General features: G+C 73.1%; 18 protein-coding genes. 8 read left to right on the forward strand and 10 right to left on the reverse strand.

Annotation, left to right across the window (positions count from 1 at the left end):
* Positions 1-174 precede the first annotated feature (174 nt).
* The 3 genes from pruA to ABH937_RS24500 all read right to left on the reverse strand — a co-directional run bounded on the left by pruA (position 175) and on the right by ABH937_RS24500 (position 3,124).
* On the reverse strand, positions 175-1,800 hold the full coding sequence (gene pruA / locus ABH937_RS24490) for an L-glutamate gamma-semialdehyde dehydrogenase (protein WP_370219477.1): 1,626 nt from the start codon (positions 1,798-1,800) through the stop codon (positions 175-177).
* 89 nt (positions 1,801-1,889) lie between these two features.
* Positions 1,890-2,546, reverse strand: a complete 657-nt coding sequence (locus ABH937_RS24495) for an HAD family hydrolase (RefSeq protein WP_280693490.1) — start codon at positions 2,544-2,546, stop codon at positions 1,890-1,892.
* Between the two features lie 68 nt (positions 2,547-2,614).
* Positions 2,615-3,124: a hypothetical protein gene (locus ABH937_RS24500; RefSeq protein WP_280693489.1), complete on the reverse strand. Its 510-nt coding sequence runs from the start codon at positions 3,122-3,124 to the stop codon at positions 2,615-2,617.
* Positions 3,125-3,392: 268 nt separating this feature from the next.
* Between ABH937_RS24500 and ABH937_RS24505 the strand changes: the two genes are divergently transcribed.
* Entirely contained in the window at positions 3,393-3,923 is a 531-nt protein-coding gene (locus tag ABH937_RS24505; protein ID WP_370219467.1) for an Rv3235 family protein, read from the forward strand.
* An 84-nt stretch (positions 3,924-4,007) separates the two neighbouring features.
* On the opposite strand, the gene secA is transcribed toward ABH937_RS24505, so the two are convergent.
* Entirely contained in the window at positions 4,008-6,770 is a 2,763-nt protein-coding gene (secA, locus tag ABH937_RS24510; protein ID WP_280693487.1) for a preprotein translocase subunit SecA, read from the reverse strand.
* A gap of 255 nt (positions 6,771-7,025) precedes the next feature.
* Here secA and ABH937_RS24515 point away from each other — a divergent pair, with 255 nt between their 5' ends.
* On the forward strand, positions 7,026-8,228 hold the full coding sequence (locus ABH937_RS24515; protein ID WP_370219468.1) for a winged helix-turn-helix domain-containing protein: 1,203 nt from the start codon (positions 7,026-7,028) through the stop codon (positions 8,226-8,228).
* 19 nt (positions 8,229-8,247) lie between these two features.
* Here the strand turns inward: ABH937_RS24515 and ABH937_RS24520 are convergent, their stop codons facing one another.
* Positions 8,248-8,925, reverse strand: coding sequence for a response regulator transcription factor (locus tag ABH937_RS24520; RefSeq protein WP_280693570.1), 678 nt, complete (start codon positions 8,923-8,925; stop codon positions 8,248-8,250).
* 218 nt (positions 8,926-9,143) lie between these two features.
* The gene (gene hpf, locus ABH937_RS24525) at positions 9,144-9,836 is read right to left on the reverse strand and encodes a ribosome hibernation-promoting factor, HPF/YfiA family (protein ID WP_280693485.1); all 693 of its coding nucleotides are present in this window, start codon (positions 9,834-9,836) and stop codon (positions 9,144-9,146) included.
* Positions 9,837-10,192: 356 nt separating this feature from the next.
* Between hpf and ABH937_RS24530 the strand changes: the two genes are divergently transcribed.
* A complete protein-coding gene (locus ABH937_RS24530) occupies positions 10,193-10,993 on the forward strand; it encodes a ComF family protein (protein WP_370219469.1) in 801 nt (266 codons plus the stop codon).
* Between the two features lie 12 nt (positions 10,994-11,005).
* On the opposite strand, the gene ABH937_RS24535 is transcribed toward ABH937_RS24530, so the two are convergent.
* The 3 genes from ABH937_RS24535 to mtrA form a co-directional block, all read right to left on the reverse strand.
* Complete coding sequence (locus ABH937_RS24535; protein WP_370219470.1) at positions 11,006-12,928, reverse strand: LpqB family beta-propeller domain-containing protein; 1,923 nt, start codon at positions 12,926-12,928, stop codon at positions 11,006-11,008.
* Entirely contained in the window at positions 12,909-14,900 is a 1,992-nt protein-coding gene (mtrB, locus tag ABH937_RS24540) for an MtrAB system histidine kinase MtrB (RefSeq protein WP_280693569.1), read from the reverse strand. Before mtrB ends, ABH937_RS24535 begins: the two co-directional genes overlap by 20 nt.
* A gap of 97 nt (positions 14,901-14,997) precedes the next feature.
* Positions 14,998-15,675 carry an MtrAB system response regulator MtrA gene (gene mtrA / locus ABH937_RS24545; protein ID WP_280693482.1) on the reverse strand — a complete coding sequence of 226 codons (678 nt, stop codon included), beginning with the start codon at positions 15,673-15,675 and terminating at the stop codon, positions 14,998-15,000.
* A gap of 239 nt (positions 15,676-15,914) precedes the next feature.
* Here mtrA and ABH937_RS24550 point away from each other — a divergent pair, with 239 nt between their 5' ends.
* Genes ABH937_RS24550 through ABH937_RS24570 form a run of 5 tightly spaced genes read left to right on the forward strand, consistent with a single transcriptional unit; the run spans position 15,915 to position 21,459 of the window.
* The gene (locus tag ABH937_RS24550) at positions 15,915-17,228 is read left to right on the forward strand and encodes a hypothetical protein (RefSeq protein WP_370219471.1); all 1,314 of its coding nucleotides are present in this window, start codon (positions 15,915-15,917) and stop codon (positions 17,226-17,228) included.
* Between the two features lie 4 nt (positions 17,229-17,232).
* Complete coding sequence (locus tag ABH937_RS24555) at positions 17,233-17,904, forward strand: DUF4129 domain-containing protein (protein ID WP_370219472.1); 672 nt, start codon at positions 17,233-17,235, stop codon at positions 17,902-17,904.
* Positions 17,901-19,124 carry a DUF4350 domain-containing protein gene (locus ABH937_RS24560; protein WP_370219473.1) on the forward strand — a complete coding sequence of 408 codons (1,224 nt, stop codon included), beginning with the start codon at positions 17,901-17,903 and terminating at the stop codon, positions 19,122-19,124. Before ABH937_RS24555 ends, ABH937_RS24560 begins: the two co-directional genes overlap by 4 nt.
* Positions 19,121-20,119 (forward strand): AAA family ATPase, encoded by a 999-nt coding sequence (locus ABH937_RS24565; protein WP_370219474.1) that lies wholly within the window; start codon positions 19,121-19,123, stop codon positions 20,117-20,119. The genes ABH937_RS24560 and ABH937_RS24565 overlap by 4 nt, the downstream gene beginning before the upstream one ends.
* 29 nt (positions 20,120-20,148) lie before the next feature.
* Positions 20,149-21,459 carry a DUF58 domain-containing protein gene (locus tag ABH937_RS24570; RefSeq protein ID WP_370219475.1) on the forward strand — a complete coding sequence of 437 codons (1,311 nt, stop codon included), beginning with the start codon at positions 20,149-20,151 and terminating at the stop codon, positions 21,457-21,459.
* A 13-nt stretch (positions 21,460-21,472) separates the two neighbouring features.
* On the opposite strand, the gene ABH937_RS24575 is transcribed toward ABH937_RS24570, so the two are convergent.
* Positions 21,473-22,168 carry a transposase gene (locus ABH937_RS24575; RefSeq protein WP_280693477.1) on the reverse strand — a complete coding sequence of 232 codons (696 nt, stop codon included), beginning with the start codon at positions 22,166-22,168 and terminating at the stop codon, positions 21,473-21,475.
* Positions 22,169-22,297: the final 129 nt, after the last annotated feature.

Genomic DNA, 22,297 nt, shown 5'->3' on the forward strand with positions numbered 1-22,297 from the left:
TCGCCTGGGTACGACAGATTGTTCACCTGCGGGACGCGCCCCGACGACGCCAGCCAGCCTAACGGGCCGAAACGAAGGTGTCAGGGGACAGGGAGGCGCAAAGACGCAGGGAGAACCCCTGTTCCTGGACAGCTTGTCCAAGTCTGCTGAGGCTCTGCTGAGGGTCCCCCGAGGTCAGCTCATGTGCGGGTAGCCGACCGTGGTCGGCGGCAGGAAGGTTTCTTTGAGCGAGCGGCTGGAGACCCAGCGCCGCAGGTTCTGCGCGGCACCGGCCTTGTCGTTCGTCCCGGAGGCGCGGCCGCCGCCGAAGGGCTGCTGGCCGACCACCGCGCCGGTCGGCTTGTCGTTGACGTAGAAGTTGCCGGCCGCGAAGCGCAGCGCCTCGATGGCCTCGGCGATGGCCTGCCGGTCCTGCGCGATCACCGCGCCGGTCAGCCCGTACGGCGCGTCGCCGTCCACGCCGGCCAGCGCCTCGCGCCAGCGGCGGTCCTCGTAGAGCTGGACGGAGAGGATCGGGCCGAAGTACTCGGTGGAGAAGATCTCGTTGCGGCTCTCGTTGCTGACCAGCACGGTCGGGCGGACGAAGTAGCCGATCGCGTCGTCGTACTGGCCGCCCGCGACCAGCTCGACCCGCGGATCGCGCTGGGCCCGGTCGATCGCCTGCCGGTTCCTGGCGAAGGCCTTGGCGTCGATCAGCGCGCCCATGAAGTTGCTCAGGTCGGTGACGTCACCCACCGTCAAGGCGTCGATCCGGGCCAGCAGGTCGTCCTTGATCCGCTCCCAGAGGCTGCGCGGCAGGTAGGCGCGGGAGAGCGCCGAGCACTTCTGGCCCTGGTACTCGAAGGCGCCGCGGATCAGCGCGGTGGTCAGGATCTCCGGGTCGGCCGAGGGGTGCGCGATCAGGAAGTCCTTGCCGCCGGTCTCCCCGACGATCCGCGGATAGCCGCGGTAGCCGGCCAGGTTGGCGCCGATGGTCTGCCAGAGCGAGCGGAACGTCGCGCTCGAGCCGGTGAAGTGCAGGCCGGCCAGGTGCGGGCTGGCCAGTGCCACCTGGGAGAGCGCCTGGCCGTCCCCGGTGACCAGGTTGATCACCCCGGGCGGCAGCCCGGCCGCCTCCAGCAGCAGCATCAGCTGGTGGGCGGCGAACGTCTGGGTGGGCGCGGGCTTCCAGACCACGGTGTTGCCGAGCAGCGCCGGGGCGGTGGGCAGGTTGCCGGCGATGGCGGTGAAGTTGAACGGGGTGACGGCGTAGACGAAGCCCTCCAGTGGGCGGTGGTCGGTGCGGTTCCACACGCCGGGCGAGGACTCGGGCTGTTCGGCCAGCAGCTCGCGCGCGAAGTGCACGTTGAAGCGCCAGAAGTCGACCAGCTCGCAGGGCGCGTCGATCTCGGCCTGCTGGACGGTCTTGGACTGGCCGAGCATGGTGGCCGCCGCCAGGGTCTCCCGCCACGGACCGGCCAGCAGCTCGGCGGCGCGCAGGAAGACCGCCGCGCGGTCGTCGAAGGAGAGCCTGCGCCAGCCGGACCCCGCCGCCAGCGCGGCGTTCACCGCGAGCTCGGCGTCCTGGGTGGTGGCGTTGCCCAGCACGCCCAGTTTGGCCGCGTGGTGGTGCGGCTGGACCACGTCGATCCGCTCGCCGGAGCCGAACCGCCGCTCGCCGCCGATGGTCATCGGCAGCGGGATCGGCTCGGCGGTCAGCTCGTCCAGCCGCCGCAGCAGGCGGGCGCGCTCCGGGCTGCCGGGGCCGTAGCCGTGCACCGGCTCGTTGACCGGGACGGGCACCTTGGTGACGGCGTCGATCGGCATGGCGCGGCTCCGCTCTGCTCTGGTGGTGTCGATCGCCCCAGCTTGACCACAGCCGGGCGGCCGCCAGGGCGGCGACACACCGGTCAGCCGGTGATCCGCCGGGCCAGCTCCACGGCCTCCGCCAGGGTGTCCACCACCGGGACGCCGACCGGCTCCAGGCTCGCCCGGGCGTGCGAGCCGCCGGTGTAGAGCACGGCGTGCGCGCCGACCTGGTGGGCCGCCAGCGCGTCGTCGGCCGCGTCACCGATCACCACGGTGCGGGCCGGGTCCGCGGCGGGCCCGAGCGCCGCGAGGTGGCGGACCAGCGAGGCGGCCTTCTGGCCGTGCGAGGGGCCGGTGCGGCCGTCCACCCGCAGGAAGTGCCGCTGGATGCCGAAGGACTCCACCGCCGGGACCAGGCGCCGGTGCTCGTACATCGACAGCAGCGACTGGGTGTGGCCCTCGGCCGCCCAGGCGGCGAGCAACTCGGTGACGCCCTCGGTCAGCACGCAGTCGACGCTGAGCTCGCTGTAGCGCTGCTGGAAGGCGGCGTCCAGCCGCTCCCACTCGGCACCGCTCGGCTGGAAGCCCAGCGCCCGCTGGTAGAAGCGCGGGATCGGGATCTCGTACATCTCGCGGTACTGCTCGAGCGTCAGCGGCGCGCCGCCGACCACCTCGAACGCGGCATTGCTCGCCCCGACCACCGCCGCCATGTCGTGCAGCAGGGTTCCGTTCCAGTCCCAGACGATATGAGTTCGCACCCGGGCACGGTAGCGGCTGTCGCCGACAACGGGGTGTCGGACAGTGGACCTGGACGTTATCGATCGACTCAACCGATCAGGCCCGGGATCTCCTGGGTGGCGTACCAGAGCAGCTCGTGGTCCTCCGCGCCGTCCACGCTGAACTGCGCGTCGGCGTCCCCGGCATCGGCGGCGGTGACGGCGGCCGCGGCGGCGCTGACGTCCTCGACCACCTCCTCGTCGTCGGCGTCCGCGTGCACCGCGGCGGCCTTGGCCAGCTGGACGGGCGCGGCCAGCACGACCCGGCCGAGCGAGGCCTGGTCCTGGTACTCGTCGCCGGCGAACCGCTGGACGGCGGCGTCCGGCACGTCCAGCGCCACCACCACCCGGCGGCGCGGCGCCGCCGGGTCGACGGCCAGCAGCCGCAGCGAGGACTGGGCGGCCCGGACCAGTGCGGCGTACTCCAGCTCCTCCAGGTCGTCGCTGACGTACCACTCGCGCAGCGCGGGGGTGACCGCGTAGGCCGCGGACTGCTCCAGCGCGCCGCCTCGGTGCGCCTGGGCGAGGGCGGCCAGGGTGGTGGGCACGTAGACACGCATCGGGGCACGCTCGCTTCCTGGGGTGCTGCGGGACCTCCACAGAATACGGCCCGGACGATCACCGCGGTGTCCCCCTTCGAGCGCATCGTGGAACGCATCGCCGGGCGGGCCGGGCGGCGCGGTGGGCCCGGGGTGCCTGGCCGACGGGGTCGTCAAGCCGCCGTTCGGGCGACCCGGTGGCGGGGTCGGGCGGCCCTCGGAACCCGGTGACCCAGCACCGATAACAGAGGCAGACCCGTTCCGTGAACCTGATGTGGGGGCACCGCTCATGGCCGAGACCGCTATCCGCTCCACCGCCGGCACCACTGCCACCGCCACCGGGGCCGCCTGCGGCGCCGGGCCGATGATCCACCAGCTGACCGGGACCCGGCGCCCCGCGCCGCACCGGGTGCCCGGCCGGCGTCCCGCGCCCGCCCACCGGCCCGCCCCGCCGCGCCCGCCGCGCCACCCGCGCGGCGCCTGCGACGGCAGCGGCGACAGCAGCGGGCTGGCCGCCCGCTTCGCCCTGCGCCTGGTCGAGGTGCTGGCGGGGCTGCGCCCGGTCGGCCAGCTCGCCCGCCACACCACCCACGACGGCTACCGACAGCTGGCCCGGCTGGCCGGCGACGGGCCGCTGCGCCGGGCCGGCCAGGCGGCCCGTCCCAGGCTCGCCCGGGTTCACGAGTCCGCGCCCGGTCCCGGCGTGCTGGAGGTCTGCGTCCGGGTCGAGACGGGCGAGCGGCACCGGATGGTGGCGTTCCGGCTGGAGCGGCACTGGCGCACCGAGCAGTGGCAGTGCGCCGCGGTGGAGGCCAGGTGACAGCTCGCCGGACGAAGCGGCGGGGCGCCGCCCGGATGTTCCCGAGCGGCGCCCCGACCGACCTACCTCACCGACCGACCCGTGTCACTTGCGGCGGCGGCCCTTGGTGGCCTTGGCGGCCTTGCGGCGCTCGGCGCGGGTCAGACCGTCGCCCTCCACCTCGTCCGACACGCCGTCCTCGAAGTCGCCCTCGATCACGGTGTCGTCGCCGTCCACCATCGGCGCGGTGTAGTGCAGCCGCTGCGGCTTGGGCGCCTCCAGGCCCTTGGCCTTGATCTCCGGGCGCGCGGTCTTCTCCAGCGAGACCTCGGCTGCCTCCGCGGCGTCGAGCAGCGGGACCTCCTCGACCTGCTGCTCGACCTGGACCTCCAAGTTGAACAGGTAGCCGACGGACTCCTCCTTGATGCCCTCCATCATGGCGCCGAACATGTCGAAGCCCTCGCGCTGGTACTCGACCAGCGGGTCGCGCTGCGCCATCGCGCGCAGGCCGATGCCCTCCTGGAGGTAGTCCATCTCGTAGAGGTGCTCGCGCCAGCGCCGGTCCAGCACCGACAGCACGACCCGGCGCTCCAGCTCACGCATGACCTGCTCGCCGAGCTGGTCCTCACGGGAGCCGTACTGGGCCTGGATGTCCTCCTGGATCACCTTGGTCAGGAAGTCGGTGGTCAGCCCCGCGGCGCCGCCGGCCTCCTCCTCCAGGGTCTCCAGGTCGAGGGTGATCGGGTAGAGCTGCTTGAGCGCGGTCCAGAGCTTCTCCAGATCCCAGTCGTCCTCGAAGCCCTCACCGGTGGCGGCGGTGACGTACGCCTCCACGGTGTCGTCCATGAAGTGGCCGATCTGCTCCTGGAGGTCCTCGCCCTCCAGCACCCGGCGGCGCTCGCCGTAGATGACCTCGCGCTGGCGGTTGAGCACCTCGTCGTACTTGAGGACGTTCTTGCGGATCTCGAAGTTCTGCTGCTCGACCTGGGTCTGCGCGGAGGCGATCGCGCGGGTCACCATCTTGGACTCGATCGGCACGTCCTCGGGGACGTTGGCCATCGACAGCACGCGCTCGACCATGCCGGCCTTGAACAGGCGCATCAGGTCGTCGCCCAGCGAGAGGTAGAAGCGGGACTCGCCCGGGTCGCCCTGGCGGCCGGAGCGGCCGCGCAGCTGGTTGTCGATCCGGCGCGACTCGTGCCGCTCGGTGCCGAGCACGTACAGGCCGCCGATCCCCTGCACCTCCTCCTGCTCGGTCTTGACCGCCGTCTTGGCCTTCTCCAGCGCGGCCGGGAAGGCGTCCTCGTACTCGTCCGGGGTGTCCACCGGGTTCAGGCCGCGCTGGGCCAGCTCCGCGGTGGCCAGGTGGTCGGGGTTGCCGCCGAGCATGATGTCGGTGCCACGGCCGGCCATGTTGGTGGCCACGGTGACCGCGCCCTTGCGCCCGGCCTGCGCGACGATCTGCGCCTCGCGCTCGTGGTGCTTGGCGTTCAGCACCTCGTGCGGGATGCCGCGCTTGCGCAGCTCCTGGGAGAGGTACTCGGACTTCTCGACCGAGACGGTGCCGACCAGGACCGGCTGGCCCTTCTCGTGCTTCTCGGCGATGTCCTCGACCACGGCGGCGAACTTGGCCGGCTCCGACTTGTAGATCAGGTCGGGCTGGTCGATCCGCAGCGGGTTCTTGTTGGTCGGGATCGGGACCACGCCGAGCTTGTAGATCTGGTGGAACTCGGCCGCCTCGGTGGTGGCGGTACCGGTCATGCCGGAGAGCTTGTCGTACAGCCGGAAGAAGTTCTGCAGGGTGATGGTGGCCAGCGTCTGGTTCTCGTTCTGGACCTCCACCCCCTCCTTGGCCTCGATCGCCTGGTGCATGCCCTCGTTGTAGCGGCGGCCGGCCAGGATACGGCCGGTGTGCTCGTCAACGATCATGACTTCGCCGTTCATGACGACGTAGTCCTTGTCGTTCTTGTAGAGCTCCTTGGCCTTGATGGCGTTGTTCAGGAACCCGACGAGCGGGGTGTTCACCGACTCGTAGAGGTTGTCGATGCCGAGGTAGTCCTCGACCCGGCCGACACCCTCCTCCAGCACGCCGACGGTGCGCTTCTTCTCGTCGACCTCGTAGTCGCGGTCGCGCTTGAGGCGCAGCACCAGCTTGGCGAAGTCGGCGTACCACTTGGTCGCCTGGTCGGCCGGGCCGGAGATGATCAGCGGGGTGCGGGCCTCGTCGATCAGGATCGAGTCGACCTCGTCGACGATCGCGAAGTTGTGGCCGCGCTGCACCAACTCGTCCTGCGACCAGGCCATGTTGTCGCGCAGGTAGTCGAAGCCGAACTCGTTGTTGGTGCCGTACGTGATGTCCATCCCGTACTGGCGCTGCCGCTCGGCGGGCGGCATGTTGCCGAGGATCACGCCGACCTCGAGGCCGAGGAAGCGGTGCACCCGGCCCATCCACTCCGAGTCGCGCTCGGCGAGGTAGTCGTTGACCGTGATCAGGTGCACGCCCTTGCCGGTGAGCGCGTTGAGGTACGCGGGCAGCGTGCCGACCAGGGTCTTGCCCTCGCCGGTGCGCATCTCGGCGACGTAGCCCAGGTGCAGGGCCGCGCCTCCCATCAGCTGCACGTCGTAGTGGCGCTGGCCGAGCACGCGCTTCGCGGCCTCGCGGACCGTGGCGAAGGCCTCGGGGAGGATGTCGTCCAGGGTCTCGCCGTCGGCCAGCCGCTGCTTGTACTCGTCGGTCAGCGCACGCAGCTCGTCGTCCGTGAGGTTGACGAAGTCCTCTTCGATGGAGTTGACCTGGGCAGCAATCCGCTGCAGCTTGCGAAGGATCTTGCCCTCGCCGGCGCGCAGGATCTTGTCGAAGACGGACACTTGAGCGGGCTCCTCGCCTGGATTGGCACTGGACTGAGCAACAACTGCGCGGCGGGATCCACCCCACCGCACGGGCCATCGTATGCGAGGAGGCCAACTCGCCGGGAGGTGCGTCAGCACGCCATTCCGGTGTCACCCCTGGGGGCGGATCCCGCGATACGCGCCAGTAACGGGATAAATCGGGCATGAGAAAGTCGTTTTGGGCTTTCCTGCGGCGCCAGCAGCGTTGTCAGCGCCACCGCCTACGCTGCCCGCATGACCGCAGCGCCGCCGCCCAGCATGACCATCAGCGCCGACCAGGCCCGCCGGATCGCCCTGCGCGCCCAGGGGCTGCTCGGCGCGCCCGATCGCCGGGCCGGCGTGCGCGGGGTGCTGCGCCACCTGGGCGCCGTGCAGTTGGACACCATCTCGGTGCTGGCCCGCTCGCACGAGCTGGTTCCCTACGCCCGGCTCGGCGCGGTCGGCCGCCCGGCCGTCGAGCAGGCGCTGTGGGGGGCCGGGACCAGCTTCGAGTACTGGTCGCACGCGGCCTGCGTGCTGCCGATCGAGGAGTGGCCGCTGTTCGCCTTCCGCCGCCGCGCCTACCGCGACCGCGGCCACCTGTGGGGCCACCAGGTGAGCCCGCAGGCCTACCGGGGCGTGCTGGACCGGCTGCGCGCCGAGGGCTCGCTGACCAGCACCGAGCTGGGCGGCGCGAAGAAGACGGCCGAGTGGTGGGACTGGTCCGACACCAAGATCGCGGTCGAGCGGGCGCTGGCCTTCGGCGACGTGGTCTGCACCGAGCGCCGGAGCTGGAAGCGGGTCTACTCGCTGGCCGAACAGGCCGTGCCCGCCGAGCTCTACCAGCAGGAGCTGACCGACCGGGAGTGCCTGACCAGCCTGGTGCGCCAGGCCGGGCAGGCGCTCGGCGTGGCCACCCGGGCCGACCTGCTGGACTACCACCGGCTCAAATCCGCCCAACTCGACGCGGTGCTGGCCGAGTCCGGCCTGCAACCGGTCGCGGTGGCCGGCTGGGGCCCCGGCGGCGGCACCGCCACGGCGGCGGCCTGGGCCGACCCGGCGGCGCTGGCCCACGAGCCGCGCGGACGCCACCGCACCACGCTGCTCTCGCCGTTCGACTCGCTGATCTGGGACCGCGCCAGGACCGAGCGGATCTTCGACATGGCGCACCGCCTGGAGGCCTACACCCCCAAGCAGAAGCGGGTGCACGGGTACTTCGCGATGCCGCTGCTGGCCGGCGGCCGGCTGGTCGGCCGGGTCGACCCGGCCCGCGAGGGCACCGTCCTGGTGGCCCGGCAGGTCTCGCTCGACGCACCCCGCCAACTGCCCGCCCTGGCCGAGGCGCTGCGCGAGGCGGCGGCCTGGGTGGGCTGCACCGAGGTCCGCGTCGAGGAACTGACCGTCGGCGCGGCGGCTGCCGAGTCGCTGCGCCCCGCGTTCGACAAGCTGCTCGGGTGACCCGCCCGATTCGGGTGAGTCACCCTATTTCGAGGATCTTCTCCCGCATCGCGTAGACCACGGCCTCCATCCGGGAGTGCAGTTGCAGCTTCTCCAGGATGTTGCGGACGTGGTTCTTCACGGTGTTCTCGCTGATGAACAACTCCTTGGCGATCTCCCGGTTGTTCATCCCGGTCGCCACCAGCTTCAGCACCTCCAGCTCGCGGTCCGTCAGCCGTGGCGCGGGGACCAACTCCCGGTCGTCGGAGCGGCGCTGGATCATGGACTTGAACTCGGTCAGCAGCTTGGCCGCCATCGAGGGGCTGATCTGCGACTGGCCGTCGGCGACCGCGCGGATCGCGGTGGCCACCTCGTCGGTGGAGATCTCCTTGAGCAGGTAGCCGGTGGCCCCCGCCTTGATCGCCTCGTAGAGGTCGGCCTCCTCGTCGCTTATCGTCAGCATGATGATCTTGGTGCTGGGGGCCACTTCCTTGATCGCGGTGCAGGCCTCGATGCCGCTGCGGCGCGGCATCCGCACATCCATCAGGATGATGTCGGGCAGCAGGTCGGCAGCCTTCAGCACCGCCTCGGCGCCGTCCCCCGCCTCGCCGACCACCTTGATGTCCGGCTCCTCGGCCAGCACGATCTCCAGCCCCCGCCGGAACAGTGCGTGGTCGTCCACCACCAGGACCCGGATGGGCTCGCCGCCGCGTGGCATGTACGCAGGCTCCAGACCGTCGTCGCCGCCGCCTTCGAAACGGTCCGTCATCCGCCCTCCCCGTCACCGAACGCTGTGAGCCACATCATTCCACGCCCACGGCGGGCGGATTTAACCACCGATCGGCGGGGTCGCTCCAACGGGTGCGTCGGCACACGCGAACCGGCGGCCGGTACAGGACCGGCCGCCGGAGGTACGAAACGGGAATTGACGTCGGGTCAGCGGTCGGCCGCGGCGTTGATCGCGCCGCCGGCACCGCCGATCTCGCCGTCCGGCTCGAGGCCGTCCGCCTTCAGGTGGATGACGCCGTAGTCGTAGCCGCGGCGCCGGTACACCACGCTGGGCAGCCCGCTGTCCTTCTCCACGAAGAGGTAGAAGTCGTGGGCGACCAGCTCCATCGCGTGCAGCGCCTGGGCCAGCGTCATCGGGTGGGCGCTGTGCGTCTTCTCCCGGACCACCAGCGGTCCTTCGCCCTCGACCTCGAGCGAGGTGGCCACGGTCTTGCGCACCGGCGCCTCGTCCAGCTCCTCCATGGTCGCCGTGCCCGGCAGCGCCGCGATCCGCGCGGTCGCCTCGGCCACGCTCAGCGGCGTGGTGCGCGCCCCGTGGTGCACCCGGCGCCGGTCGGCGGACTTGCGCAGCTGTGCGTCGAGCTTCGCCGAGGCCAGATCGAGCGCCGCATAGGGGTCGGCGGCGGCGGCCTCGGCCCGGATCACCGGGCCACGGGTACGGACGGTGATCTCCACCCGGTCGGACCGGTCGGCCTGACGCGGGTTGTGTTCCTTGGACACCTCGACGTCAAGGCTGATCACCTTGCCGTCGAACTTCTGGACCTTCTCCAGCTTCTCGGCCACGTGCTCGCGGAACCTCTGGGGCACCTCGGTCTTGCGGCCCTTGACGACGATGTCCACGCAGAACTCCGATCCCTCGTGCTGTCACCGATCCGGACTACCGGACCGGGCTGAGACCCAGCCTGACCAGCCGAACTGCCGCCGGACCCACCGCCGGTCAACCGACCTGGCGAGCTGGGCCTTCACCCACTTCCTCCCCAGCGGAGGCGCTTGAAACCCCTTGGAGCCTCATGAGACACCCAGAAGGGGCTTTTCGCCTCCGCAACGGAGGGTAGGTGGCGCGGGTTCCGGCTGGACCGCTGTTCACCCCTGTCTACCCTCTATCGAGTGAAGTGAGGGTAAATATCTGGACAACTCCGCCCAGACGGCCCACCCTGGCCCCACCACACAGCGTCACCGAGTCACCGGGAGGGGTCGTGTCGGCGCTCCTGCTCGATCTGCTGCTACCCACCACGTGCGCCGGCTGCGGCGCGCCGGGCGGCCAGCTCTGCCCCGTCTGCCGCACGCTGCTCGCAGGGCTGCGCGGGCACCCGGCCGGGCCCGACCCGGCGCCGCCCGGCCTGCCGCCGCTCTACTCCTGTGCCGTCTACCGGGATCCGCTGCGCGGCCTGCTGATCGCGCACAAGGAGCGCGGCGCGCTGCCGCTGGTCGGCCCGCTCGGCACGGTGCTCGCCGAGGCCGTCCGGTCAGCGCTGGAAGCCACCCCGGCCAACGAGGCCGATCCGGCCGCGCCGACCGTGCGCGCCGCAGGGCGCCCGCTGCTGCTGGTGCCCGTGCCCTCCGCCCGCCGCGCGGTGCGGGCCCGCGGCCACGACGCGACCAGACGCCTGGCCCGCTGCGCCGCCCGCCGGCTCAGCCGGGCCGGGCTGCCCTGCCGGGTCGCCCCGGTGCTGCGCCAGCGCCGCCAGGTCGCCGACCAGGCCGGCCTCGGCGCCGAGCAGCGGCAGACCAACCTGCACCAGGCGCTGACCGTCCCGTACCTCCTCCAGCAGGCCCTGAGCGGCCGTCAGCTGATCCTGGTGGACGACCTGGTGACCACCGGCGCGAGCCTCGGCGAGGCGGCCCGGGCGCTGCGCGCGGTCGGCGCGCCGCCGCTGGCCGCCGCCACGGTGGCCGCCACCGCCCGCCGCGAGCCGTCGCCGGCGCACGAGTCGGCGTCCCACCCGGAACCGCGCGCGGTCCACCGGCGTGGCCGCCGGCTGCCCGGCCGCCCCTAGGGCCTCGCGCTCTCAGCCCGGGTAGGCGGGCAGCACGGCACCGCTGTGGTTGTACGACCGCCAGGTCGGCGGCGCGGAGCCGGCGAGCTGGTAGATGGTGTCCCCGTCCTTGGGGTCCTGCTCCTTGGAGTCGGCGAGCACCTGGTCGGCGCGGTCCTCGGAGGCGGCCACCACGGTCATCCCGTCCACCGCCTGCAGCGCCGTGTCGGTGGCGCTGCCCGAGCCGTCGGTCGGCACGTAGTGCAGTTGCTGCACTCCGCCGTTCTCCTTGCCGAGCGCCAGCAGCGTGTCCGGGTCCGCCCAGGAGACCGAGGTGACGTCGGAGAGCTGCGGCGCGATCGCCCTCAGGTCGATGATCGCGGCGGCCGACTGCACCCCGCTGACCCGCACCACCAGCCCGATCTGCAGACTGCGGGTCTTGGTCACGGGATCGAGGAGCAGCAGCGCCGCCCTGGTTCCGTCGGAGGAGATCCGGATGCTGTCCACCGTCAGGCCGGTCGGCAGGTCCACCGGGACGGCGACGCGGCTATTGTTGCCCCGGATCAGCCAGACCTGCGGGTTCGCCGGATCGCGGTCCACCACCCAGAGCCCGCCGAAGCCGTCCCAGCTGGGTGTGGAGAGTCCCTGACCGGGACTGGGCGCCTGGCTGGTGACCAGCGCGGCGCCGAGCTGCTTTGCGCTGTCGTCCAGCGGCGCCTCGTAGAGCCCCTTGCCGTCGGCGCTGACCACGGCGGCCTTCTGTCCGTCGCGGCGGACGGCGAACGGTCCCAGCTGCCCGCCGGCCGGGCGCAGCGTCACGGGCAGGTTGGCGCTCCCCAGCACGCCCGCCACCGCGGCGTTGCTGTCCAGTCGGATCAGCTGCCCGGTGGCCGCGTTGCGGCCGTACGGCACGCCGCCACCGTTGGCCGCCGAGGTCAGGCTGCCCGGCGCCCAGGAGAGCGTCTTGGCCTGGGCCGAGCCGAGGTAGCAGGTCCCGTGCTCACCGGTCAGCGTCACCTTGTCGATGGAACCGGGCCCGTTCAGGCTGACCAGCGTGAAGTAGAGCTGCGCGGCCAGCTGGCCGCACTGCGACTCGTTGGCCTGGAAATTCGCCCCGTTGACCTGGACCCGGACGGCGCCGGAGGTGTCGGTGCTGACGTTGCCGACCGAGTCGGTGCCGTCGAAGGCCGAGCGGACAGCCGGCTTGAGCCAGTCCGAGGGGCCCTCGGCGAGGGCCGCGGCCGCGGTGGAGGCCGGGTCTATTCGGCGCCGCACGAAGATCGGGTCGGGGACCAGCACCGACTGGTCGGCGCCCGGTGAACCGGGCGGCAGCGACGGGTCGGGGAGCGTGAAGAAGTACCGGTCCGCCTGCTGGTAGGCGTTGCGGAAGTTGGTCTGGTTGAGGATCAGCACCGGCGGCAGGTCGGTGATCCGCCACTGCGCCTTGGTGGCCGCGTCCTTGGGGTCCTTGCCGGTGTCCTTGGCCACGTTGATCAGGGTGAAGCTGGCCGAGTAGTGCGGCTCGGGCCTGGCCCGGTAGGTGCGCTTGGCGTCCAGCGTCGCGATCTGCTGCGACTGCAGGACCACCGTGGCGTGGTCGGGGTCCCCGTCCCCGCTCGACGCGTCGGGATTGGTGGCCGCGAGGATCACCGCGCCGGTGTCCGGCTGCCAGGTCTTGACCGCCTCGGGAGTCAGGTACTCCCGCGCGGTCTGGTAGTCGTGCTCGTCGGCGATCGAGGCGTCCAGGAAGTTCTGCAGCACCTGGCGCGGCGACTGCCCGTCCCGCGGCGGCACCGGGATCACCCGGACCTGAACGCCCTGGTCGGCGCCCGAAGGCGGGTCGACCGGTTCGGGCGAGCCGCTGTCCGGCATGGTGGCGCAGCCCGCCGTGACCAGCACGGTGAGCGCGACCAGGCCACTGCCCGCCCAGCGCCGACTAGTCCTGCTGCTCCCCACCCCGCGCCCCCTTAGCGCTCGTGCCGCCGGCGCCGCTCGCCGATCCGCCCCCCGGCTCACCCTCCTGCGGCCGCAGCCGCCCGGGCTCCACCACCACCTGGGCACCAGTGGCACCGTACCCGCCGCTCATCGCTCGCACGTCGGACGGGTCGGCGACCACCGGGGCCTGCGGCAGCCGTCGCGCCCCGAGCCCCGCTCCGCCGATGCTCAGCACCCCGCCGAGCCCGGGGCCGAGCCCGCCGCCCACACCGCCCGGCGTCTCCGGTATCACGGTCGGCTCGCCGCTGGCCGTCAGCGCGGTCGCCCCGGCCGGCAGCGCCCGCCGGTACGGGGCGCCCTGCGCGCGCAGCCCCCGGTTGTAGCGCGAGTCCTCGGGCTCCAGCCGGAACGGCGCCCGGCCGATCTCGCCGCCGCGGGTGCGCGGCAGGGTGAGCCGGAAGTGCGAGCCACCACCGGGCTCGCCCCAGGCCTGCAGCCAGCCGCCGTGCAGGTGGGCGTCCTCCACCGCGATCGACAGGCCCAGACCGGTACCGCCGGTGGTCCGCACCCGGGACGGGTCGGCCCGCCAGAAGCGGTGGAAGACCCGGGATGCCTCGCCGGGCTTGAGCCCGATGCCGTAGTCCCGCACGCCGACCGCGACCGCGCCGTCGCCCGAGCCGACCCGCACCACCACGTCCCGGCCCTCGCCGTGCTCCAGCGCGTTGACCACCAGGTTGCGCAGGATCCGCTCGATCCGGCGCGGGTCGACCTCGGCCACCACCGGCTCGTCGGCGCCGGCCAGCAGCACCTTGCTGCCCTTGAGCCGGGCCAGCGGGTCGGCCGCCTCGACCACTCGCTGCACGACGTCGCGCAGGTCCACCGGCTCGGCGTCCAGCACCGCGGCGCCCGCGTCGAAGCGGCTGATCTCCAGCAGGTCGGCGAGCAGCGACTCGAAGCGGTCCAGCTGGCCCTGCAGCAGCTCCGCCGAGCGGGCCGCCATCGGATCCAGGTCCTCGCGGCTGTCATAGATCAGGTCGGCGGCCATCCGCACCGTGGTCAGCGGGGTGCGCAGCTCGTGCGAGACGTCCGAGACGAACCGCCGCTGCACCCGGGAGAGCTCCTCCAGCTGCCGGATCTGGGTCTGCAGCGCGTCCGCCATCCGGTTGAAGGACTCGCCGAGCCGGGCGATGTCGTCGGTGCCGGTGACCTTCATCCGCTCTTCGAGGTGGCCGTCGGCCAGCCGCTCGGCGATCCCGGCGGCCATCCGCACCGGGGTGACCACCTGGCGCACCACCAGCCAGGCGGTGCAGCTGACCAGGACCACGATGAAGACGCCGGCGGTGGCCACCGTGCCGGTGACCAGGCTCAGCGTGTTGTCCTCCTGGGCGAAGGAGAACGCGAAGTACAGCTGGTAGTCCACGCTGTCCGGCCCGTGCAGCTGCCGGCCGATCACCAGGCCGGGCTCGGAGCGCGCCTGGGACCCGGTGCCGCGGTGGATCGTGGTGGTCTGCTCGTGCGGCACGCTCGGGTTCTGCGCGACCTGCGCCTCCAGCTCCTGCGAGATGCTGTTGTAGCTCACGTCGCCAGAAGCCCGGATCACGCTCGGCGGGGCACCGCCGTCGGAGGGCCGCAGGCCGATCACCGAGTAGACGCCCTGCCCGCCGCTGGCCAGGTTGGCGACCTGGTCGGAGATCCAGGTACCGGGCTCGCTCGGGCTCGGGTCGCCGGCACCAGCCTTGGCGCGCTGCTCGTTGAGCGCGTCGCTCTGCTGCTGCGCGGTGGTGAAGGCGCCACTGGCCTGGTTCTCGGCGGCGTGCTTCTTGGTGTCCAGCAGCCCGGTGCGGACCTGCGCCATCACCACGACGCCGAGCACCACCACCAGCGCGACCGAGAGCAGCATGGTCGCCGCCACCACGCGCAGCTGGATCGAACGCCGGTAGAGCGCCGAGGCCCGCAGGAACGGGCTGCGCAGCCGGCGGCCGAGCAGCCCCATCGGCGAGGCCGACCGCCGCGCGGCGGCGGCCTCCCCGTACTGCGCCTCCCCGTCGACGGCCTGGCCGGACGGGGAGGGGTGAATCTGGTAGGTCACGTCAGCTGGGTCCAGCCTTGTAACCGACACCGCGGACGGTGACCACGATCTCCGGGCGCTCCGGATCCTTCTCGATCTTCGAGCGCAGGCGCTGCACGTGCACGTTCACCAGCCGGGTGTCGGCCGCGTGCCGGTAGCCCCAGACCTGCTCGAGCAGCACCTCGCGGGTGAAGACCTGCCAGGGCTTGCGGGCCAGCGCGACCAGCAGGTCGAACTCCAGCGGGGTGAGCGGGATGCCCCGCCCGTCCCGCTTGACCGAGTGCCCGGCCACGTCGATCACCAGATCGCCGATGGTCAGCTGCTCGGGCGTGGGCTCCTCGACCCGGCGCAGCCGGGCCCGGACCCGGGCCACCAGCTCCTTGGGTTTGAACGGCTTGACCACGTAGTCGTCGGCGCCGGACTCCAGGCCCACCACGATGTCGACCGTGTCGGTCTTCGCGGTGAGCATCACGATCGGGACCCCGGACTCCGACCTGATCTGCCGGCAGACGTCGATCCCGTCCCGGCCGGGCAGCATCAGGTCGAGCAGCACCAGATCCGGCTTGGTCTCGCGGAACGCGGCGAGCGCCTTGTCCCCGTCCGCGACGAAATACGGCTCAAAACCCTCACCACGCAGCACAATGCCGAGCATCTCGGCGAGTGCGGTGTCGTCATCTACGACGAGGACGCGACCTTTCATGCGCCCATCCTCTCATTACCGGATTGTGACCTGCCGCACACCCGTGCCCATTGCCCGGTCGACACACCGGCATTACCGCCCATATCCACCCAAACTCCAAAGTTCTTCGGCCCGGCCGACTCCGTTGTCGATCAGCAACCAGGCACCCCTGGGGTGCCTGCCGCCACCATGGCACGATGGGCGGCACGAATTGCGCCGCACCACCATCCTGGGGCACCGCCCCGCGCCGAGGAGCAGTGATGACCGACACTCCGGGCTGGGTCTCCCCCAGCGCCTCCGGGACCGATCCCGAGGACGTCCGGCCGTCGGCCCCCGCTCCCGCTCCGGCCGTCCCCGGGCCGGCCGCGCCGAGCGACGCCGCGCCCGGCGACGCGGCACCGGCCGCCGCCGTACCCACGACATCCGCCGCGACACCCGCCACACCGAGCGCCCCCGCCGCGCCGCCGTACCCCGGCGCCTACGGCCAGGCGCCCGCCGCCCAGACGCCGCCGCCCGTCCAGGGCTGGGGCGGTGCCCAGCCCGGCTGGGGCCAGCAGCCCGGCTGGGGCGCGCAGGCGGGCTGGGGCCACCAACCCGGCGGCGGCGGTTGGAGCTTCCCGGCGCCCAGCCCGAAGCCCGGCGTGATCCCGCTACGCCCGCTGGGTGTCGGCGAGATCCTGGACGGCTCGATCTCCACCGTCCGCAAGCACTGGCGCACCGCCCTCGGCCTCTCGCTGGTGGTCGCGGTGCTCAGCCAGCTCGTCCTCGGCCTGGTCGACTGGTGGAGCCAGCACGACGCGCAGAGCACCACCACCCTGGTCGTCGCCGGCGTGGGCCTGCTGGTCAGCGCGGTGGCCGGGCTGGTGATGAGCGCGCTGCTGACCGTGGTGGTCAGCCGGGCCGTGCTGGGCCAAGCCGTCTCGATCGGCGACGCCTGGCGCTCCGCCCGTCCGCAGCTGTGGCGGCTGGCCGGGCTGAGCGTGCTGATCTTCCTGATCATCGCCGGCATCCTGGCGGTCGCTTCCCTACCGGCGATCGTGGTCGGCGTGGCCACCGGAAGCGGCACGGATGCCGCGCTGGTCCTGCTGCCGCTGATGCTGGCCGGGTTCGTCGTCGCGATCTGGACGTACTTCCGGCTCTGCCTGGCCGCCCCGGCCCTGATGCTGGAGAAGCAGGGCATCAAGGCCGCGCTCTCCCGCTCCCGCAAGCTGGTGCGCGGCTCCTGGTGGCGGATCTTCGGCGTCAGCCTGCTCAGCCTGGTGCTGACCAGCATCCTCGCCTCGATCGTCGCCATCCCGTTCCGCATCCTGGCCGGCCTGGTGAGCGGCTCGATGATCAGCGGGCTGGGCGGCGACCCGCTGCACCCGCAGTCGGCCGCCGCGCTGGTGGTGATCGGGATCGGCGGGGTGATCGGCTCGATGATCACCGCCCCGGTCCAGGCCGGGATCAACGTGCTGCTCTACGTCGACCAGCGGATCCGCCGCGAGGCCCTCGACCTCGAGCTGGCCCGGGCGGCCGGCCTGCCCGAGTACGGCGGCACCGGCTGGGCGCGCCAGGGCGGCGGGGCGGCCTGACCCGATGCCGACCTGGGGGGACTGGGTCACCGCCGTCGCCGACGGCGCGCCCGTGACCACACCGCGCGACCCGGCCCGCGAGGCCGCGCGCGAGGAACTGCTCAAGCCCGAGTACCACCGGCAGGACCCGAGCCTGCTGCAGCGGATCATCAGCTGGCTCTGGGACCGGCTGGACCAGTTGCTCGGGCAGCTCGGCAGTGCCGCCGGCAACGGGACCACCGGTCTGATCCTCTTCCTGGTGATCGCGGTGCTGGTCGGCGCCGCACTCTGGTGGCGGCTCGGCCGCCCCGGCCGGGCCGCCACCAGCGCCGCCGCCCTGTTCAGCGCCGCCGGGCCGCGCACCGCCGAGCAGCACCGCGCGGCGGCTCGCCGGCACGCCGCCGAAGGCGACTTCGCGGCAGCCGTCCGCGAGCAGATGCGCGCCCTGGTGCGAGCGCTGGAGGAGCGCGCCCTGCTCGACCCGCGCCCGGGACGGACCGCCGACGAGGCGGCCGCCGAAGCCGGCCGCCAACTGCCCCGGCACGCCGCCGCGCTGCGCGAGGCCGCCCGGCTCTTCGACGACATCGCCTTCGGCGAGCGCGCCGCCGACCTGCCCGCCTACCAGCAACTCGCCGAGCTGGACGATGCCCTGCGGCAGACCCGCCCCACCGCGCCGATCCCGGCGGGTGCCGCGTGACCACCACCGCCGCCCCCGCCGCCCCCGCCGCTGAGGCCGCGTCGCTGACCCCGACGCTCCGTCAACTCTGGCACCGCGCCCGCTGGTTCCTGGCCGCCGCGGCCGTGCTGCTGGTCGCCGGCCTGCTGATCGCCGGCCTCGGCGACAGCACCGCCTATCCCTCACTCGACCCGCGCTCCGCCGCTCCGGACGGCACCAAGGCCGTCGCCCAACTGCTGCGTGCCCAGGGCATCACGGTCGACACCACCGCCGACGCCGACCGGCTCGCCACGCCGGGCGGCGCCGACACCGTCGTGCTGCCGCTGCCCGACCTGCTGACGACCGATCAACTGCGTTCCCTGGCCGCCGCCGGCCACCGCCGCCTGGTGCTGATCTCGCCCGACAGCACCGCGCTCGACCTGCTGGCCCCCGGCCTGCACACCGCCGGCACCGCCGACCTGCCGCTGGCCGTCAGCTCCGCGAGCGCCGTCCCGCTGTGCGACCTGCCCGAGGCCCAGCGGGCCGGCAGCGCCGAACTCGGCGGCCGGCTCTACCAGGTCGACGCCGACTCCGGCGCCACCGGCTGCTACCCGCGCCAGGGCTACCCCGCGCTGGCCCGCACCAGCACCACCCAGGGCACCGAGGTGCTCGTGGTCGGCTCCGGGCGCTTCCTGACCAACCAGCGCCTGGCCAACGACGGCAACGCCGCACTCGCCCTCGGTCTGCTCGGCACCCAGCCCCACCTCACCTGGTACCTGCCCGACTACCAGGCGCTGCCCGCCGGCACCGCCGCGCCGCAGAAGTCGTTCACCGATCTGATCCCCGACGGCTGGCGCTGGGCCGCCCTGCAACTGGCCGTCGCCACCGTGCTGGCCGCCCTCTGGCGGGCCCGCCGGCTCGGCCCGGTGGTCAGCGAGCAGCTCCCGGTGGTGGTCCGCGCCGCCGAGACCACCGAGGGCCGGGCCCGGCTCTACCACCGCGCCAAGGCCCGCGACCGGGCCGCCGAGGCGCTGCGCCGCGCCGTCCGGCACCGGTTGGCGCCCGTCCTCGGCGTCCCGCTCGGCGGCGGCGACCCGGACCCCACCGCGCTGCTGGCCGCCTTGGGCGAGCGGCTGACCGGCCACCGCGACCCCGCCGGACCGCGCGACCTGCTCTACGGCCCACCGCCCAGCGACGACGCCGCGCTGCTGCGGCTCGCCGACGACCTCGATGCCCTGGAAAGGCAGGTACGACAGCCGTGACCGACCAGACCGCCCCCGCCCAGCTCGCCGAGCGGGCCGCCGCCGCGCCCGACCCCCGGCAGGCGCTCGGCGCCCTGCGCGCCGAGATCGGCAAGGCCGTGGTCGGCCAGGACGCCGCCGTCACCGGGCTGGTGGTCGCCCTGCTCTGCGGCGGCCACGTGCTGCTCGAAGGCGTCCCCGGCGTGGCCAAGACCCTGCTGGTCCGCGCCCTGTCCGCCGCGCTCAGCCTGGAGACCAAGCGGATCCAGTTCACCCCCGACCTGATGCCCGGCGACGTGACCGGCTCGCTGGTCTACGACGCGCGCACGGCCGAGTTCTCCTTCCAGCCGGGCCCGGTCTTCACCAACCTGCTGCTCGCCGACGAGATCAACCGCACCCCGCCGAAGACCCAGGCCGCGCTGCTGGAGGCGATGGAGGAGCGCCAGGTCACCGTCGACGGCGAGCCGCGCCCGCTGCCCGAGCCCTTCCTGGTCGCCGCGACCCAGAACCCGCTCGAGTACGAGGGCACCTACCCGCTGCCCGAGGCCCAGCTGGACCGCTTCCTGCTCAAGCTGGTGCTGCCGCTGCCCGACCGCGAGCAGGAGTTCCAGGTGCTCAGCCGGCACGCCGCCGGCTTCGACCCGCGCGACCTGCACGCGGCCGGGGTGCGCCCGGTGGCCGGACCCGCCGACCTGGCCGCCGCCCGCGCGGCGATCGCCGAGCTCACCGTCTCCCCCGAGGTGCTCGCCTACATCGTCGACCTCTGCCGGGCCACCCGGCAGTCGCCCTCGCTCTCGATGGGCGTCTCCCCGCGTGGCGCGACCGGACTGCTGAACGCCTCCCGGGCCTGGGCCTGGCTGGCCGGGCGCGACTACGTCACCCCCGACGACGTGAAGGCGCTGGCCCTGCCTACCCTGCGACACCGGGTGCAGCTGCGCGCCGAGGCGGAGATGGAGGGCGTCACCGCGGACACGGTGATCCAGGCCGTGCTCGCCCAGACGCCCGCTCCTCGCTGATCACCCGCACCTCTTCCTAGGAGTCCACCGTGGCCCTCACCGGCCGTACCGCCCTCCTCGCCGCCCTCGGCAGCCTGGTGGTCGGACTCCTGCTGCCCTCCTGGACCGGGATCGGCGTGGTCGGCGGCACCGTACTGCTCGGCGTGCTCGCCGACCTGCTGCTCGCGGCCCCGGTCCGCACCCTCCAGCTGGCCAGGACGGGCGACGGCGCGGTGCGCCTGGGCGAGCCGGCCACCGTCACGCTGACCGTCGGCAACCCGTCCGGGCGACCGCTGCGGGCCCGGCTGCGGGACGCCTGGCCGCCTTCGGTGTTCCGGCCCGGCACCGAGCTGACGGCCTCCCGCCGACGCCTGCTGGTCCCGCCGGGCGAGCGCCGCCGGGTCGACGTCTCGCTGCTGCCCACCCGCCGCGGCGACCACCGAGCGCACCGGGTGACGATCCGTTCGCTGGGTCCGCTCGGCCTGGCGGGCCGTCAGGGCTCGCACCTGGTCCCCTGGACGCTGCGCGCGCTGCCGCCCTTCACCAGCCGCAAGCACCTGCCGTCCCGCCTCGCCCGGCTGCACGAACTGGACGGCCGCACCTCGCTGTTGACCCGTGGTCAGGGCACCGAGTTCGACAGCCTGCGCGAGTACCTGCCGGGCGACGACGTACGCTCGATCGACTGGCGGGCCAGTGCCCGCCGCAACACCGTCGCCGTGCGCACCTGGCGCCCCGAACGCGACCGGCACATCCTGATCGTGCTCGACACCGGCCGTACGTCGGCCGGCCGGGTCGGCGACGCTCCTCGACTGGACGCGGCCCTGGACGCGGCACTGCTGCTCACCGCGCTGGCCACCAAGGCCGGCGACCGGGTCGACCTGCTCGCCCACGACGTGCGCCCGCGCGGCACGGTGCTGGGCCGCTCCGCCACCGAGGTGCTGCCCGCCGTCACCAACGCGATGGCGCTGCTGGAGCCGGCGCTGGTCGAGACCGACCTGCGGGCCCTCACCGCGGCGGCCCTGCGGCTCGCGCCGCACCGCTCCCTGATCGTCCTGCTCACCGGCCTGGACGCCGGCCCCGCCGAGGACGGCCTGCTGCCGCTGCTGCCCCAGCTCACCAAGCGCCACGAGGTGGTGATCGCGGCGGTGGCCGACCCGCTGCTGGCCGAGCTGGCGACGGGTCGCGGCACGCTGCCGGCCGTCTACGCCGCGGCGGCCGCCGAACAGACCCAGGCCGACCGCCACGCCATCGCCGAGCGGCTCACCCGGCTCGGCGCCACCGTCCTGGACGCCCCGCCCACGGCCCTGCCGCCGGCCCTCGCCGACACCTACCTGGCGCTGAAGGCGGCGGGGCGGCTGTAGCTGTGGAGCCCGCTCAGTCGTGCTGCGGCTTGACCCACACGTGTGCGGTGGCCGTCTCGGCGTCCGCGGTGCCCTCGTCCTCGGTGCCCTCATCGGAGCCCTCATCGACCGATGCGGGCACCTCGGCCACCGCCTTCATCCACTCGACGATCCCCTGGGACAGCGCGGCGGCGGACGACTTGTCGCCATGGAACGCCTCACGCGCCGCCTGGTAGGCGAACCAGCGCTCGACATGCGCGAGCCAGGCCTCCTCGGAGGGCGCGAAGTGCATCGTCACCCGCGGGTGGGCCCGCAGCCAGTTCACCACCGTGGGCGACTTGTGGGTGAAGTAGTTGTCGCAGATCAGGTGCAGCTCGCCGCTCTCCGGCAACTCCCGCTCCAGCTGCGACAGGAAGCGTCGGAACTCCACCCCGCGCCGCCGGCGGTGCAGCGTACCGAGCACCTTCTCCCGGGTGCTGTCGAGACTGGCCAGCAGCGCCTGCACGGTCGCCGGCAGCGGATCCCCGCTGCGCTCCCGAAGCTCCTCCCGAAGCTTGGGCCGCAGCATCGTGTCGGCGTCCACCCGGAGCACCAACACCCGCTCCGGCGGCGCCAGGTACATCGCGGCCACCTCGTGCGAGGTCTCCATCGCAAAAGGATCGGTCGACAAGCCGAACGGCTCGGGACGCGGTTGGGGTTCGGGGTGGGCCTTGGGGCCGGGACGTGCCATGCGTCGATCGTAACGGCCAATCGCACGCGTCATGAACGCAGAGAAGCCCCCTTCCCGAAGGAAGAGGGCTTCTCTAGAAGAATTGTTCGGCGGCGTCCTACTCTCCCACAGGGTCCCCCCTGCAGTACC

It is taken from the genome of Kitasatospora sp. GAS1066B (genome assembly GCF_041262605.1).
In the GTDB taxonomy this organism is placed as follows: Bacteria; Actinomycetota; Actinomycetes; order Streptomycetales; family Streptomycetaceae; genus Kitasatospora.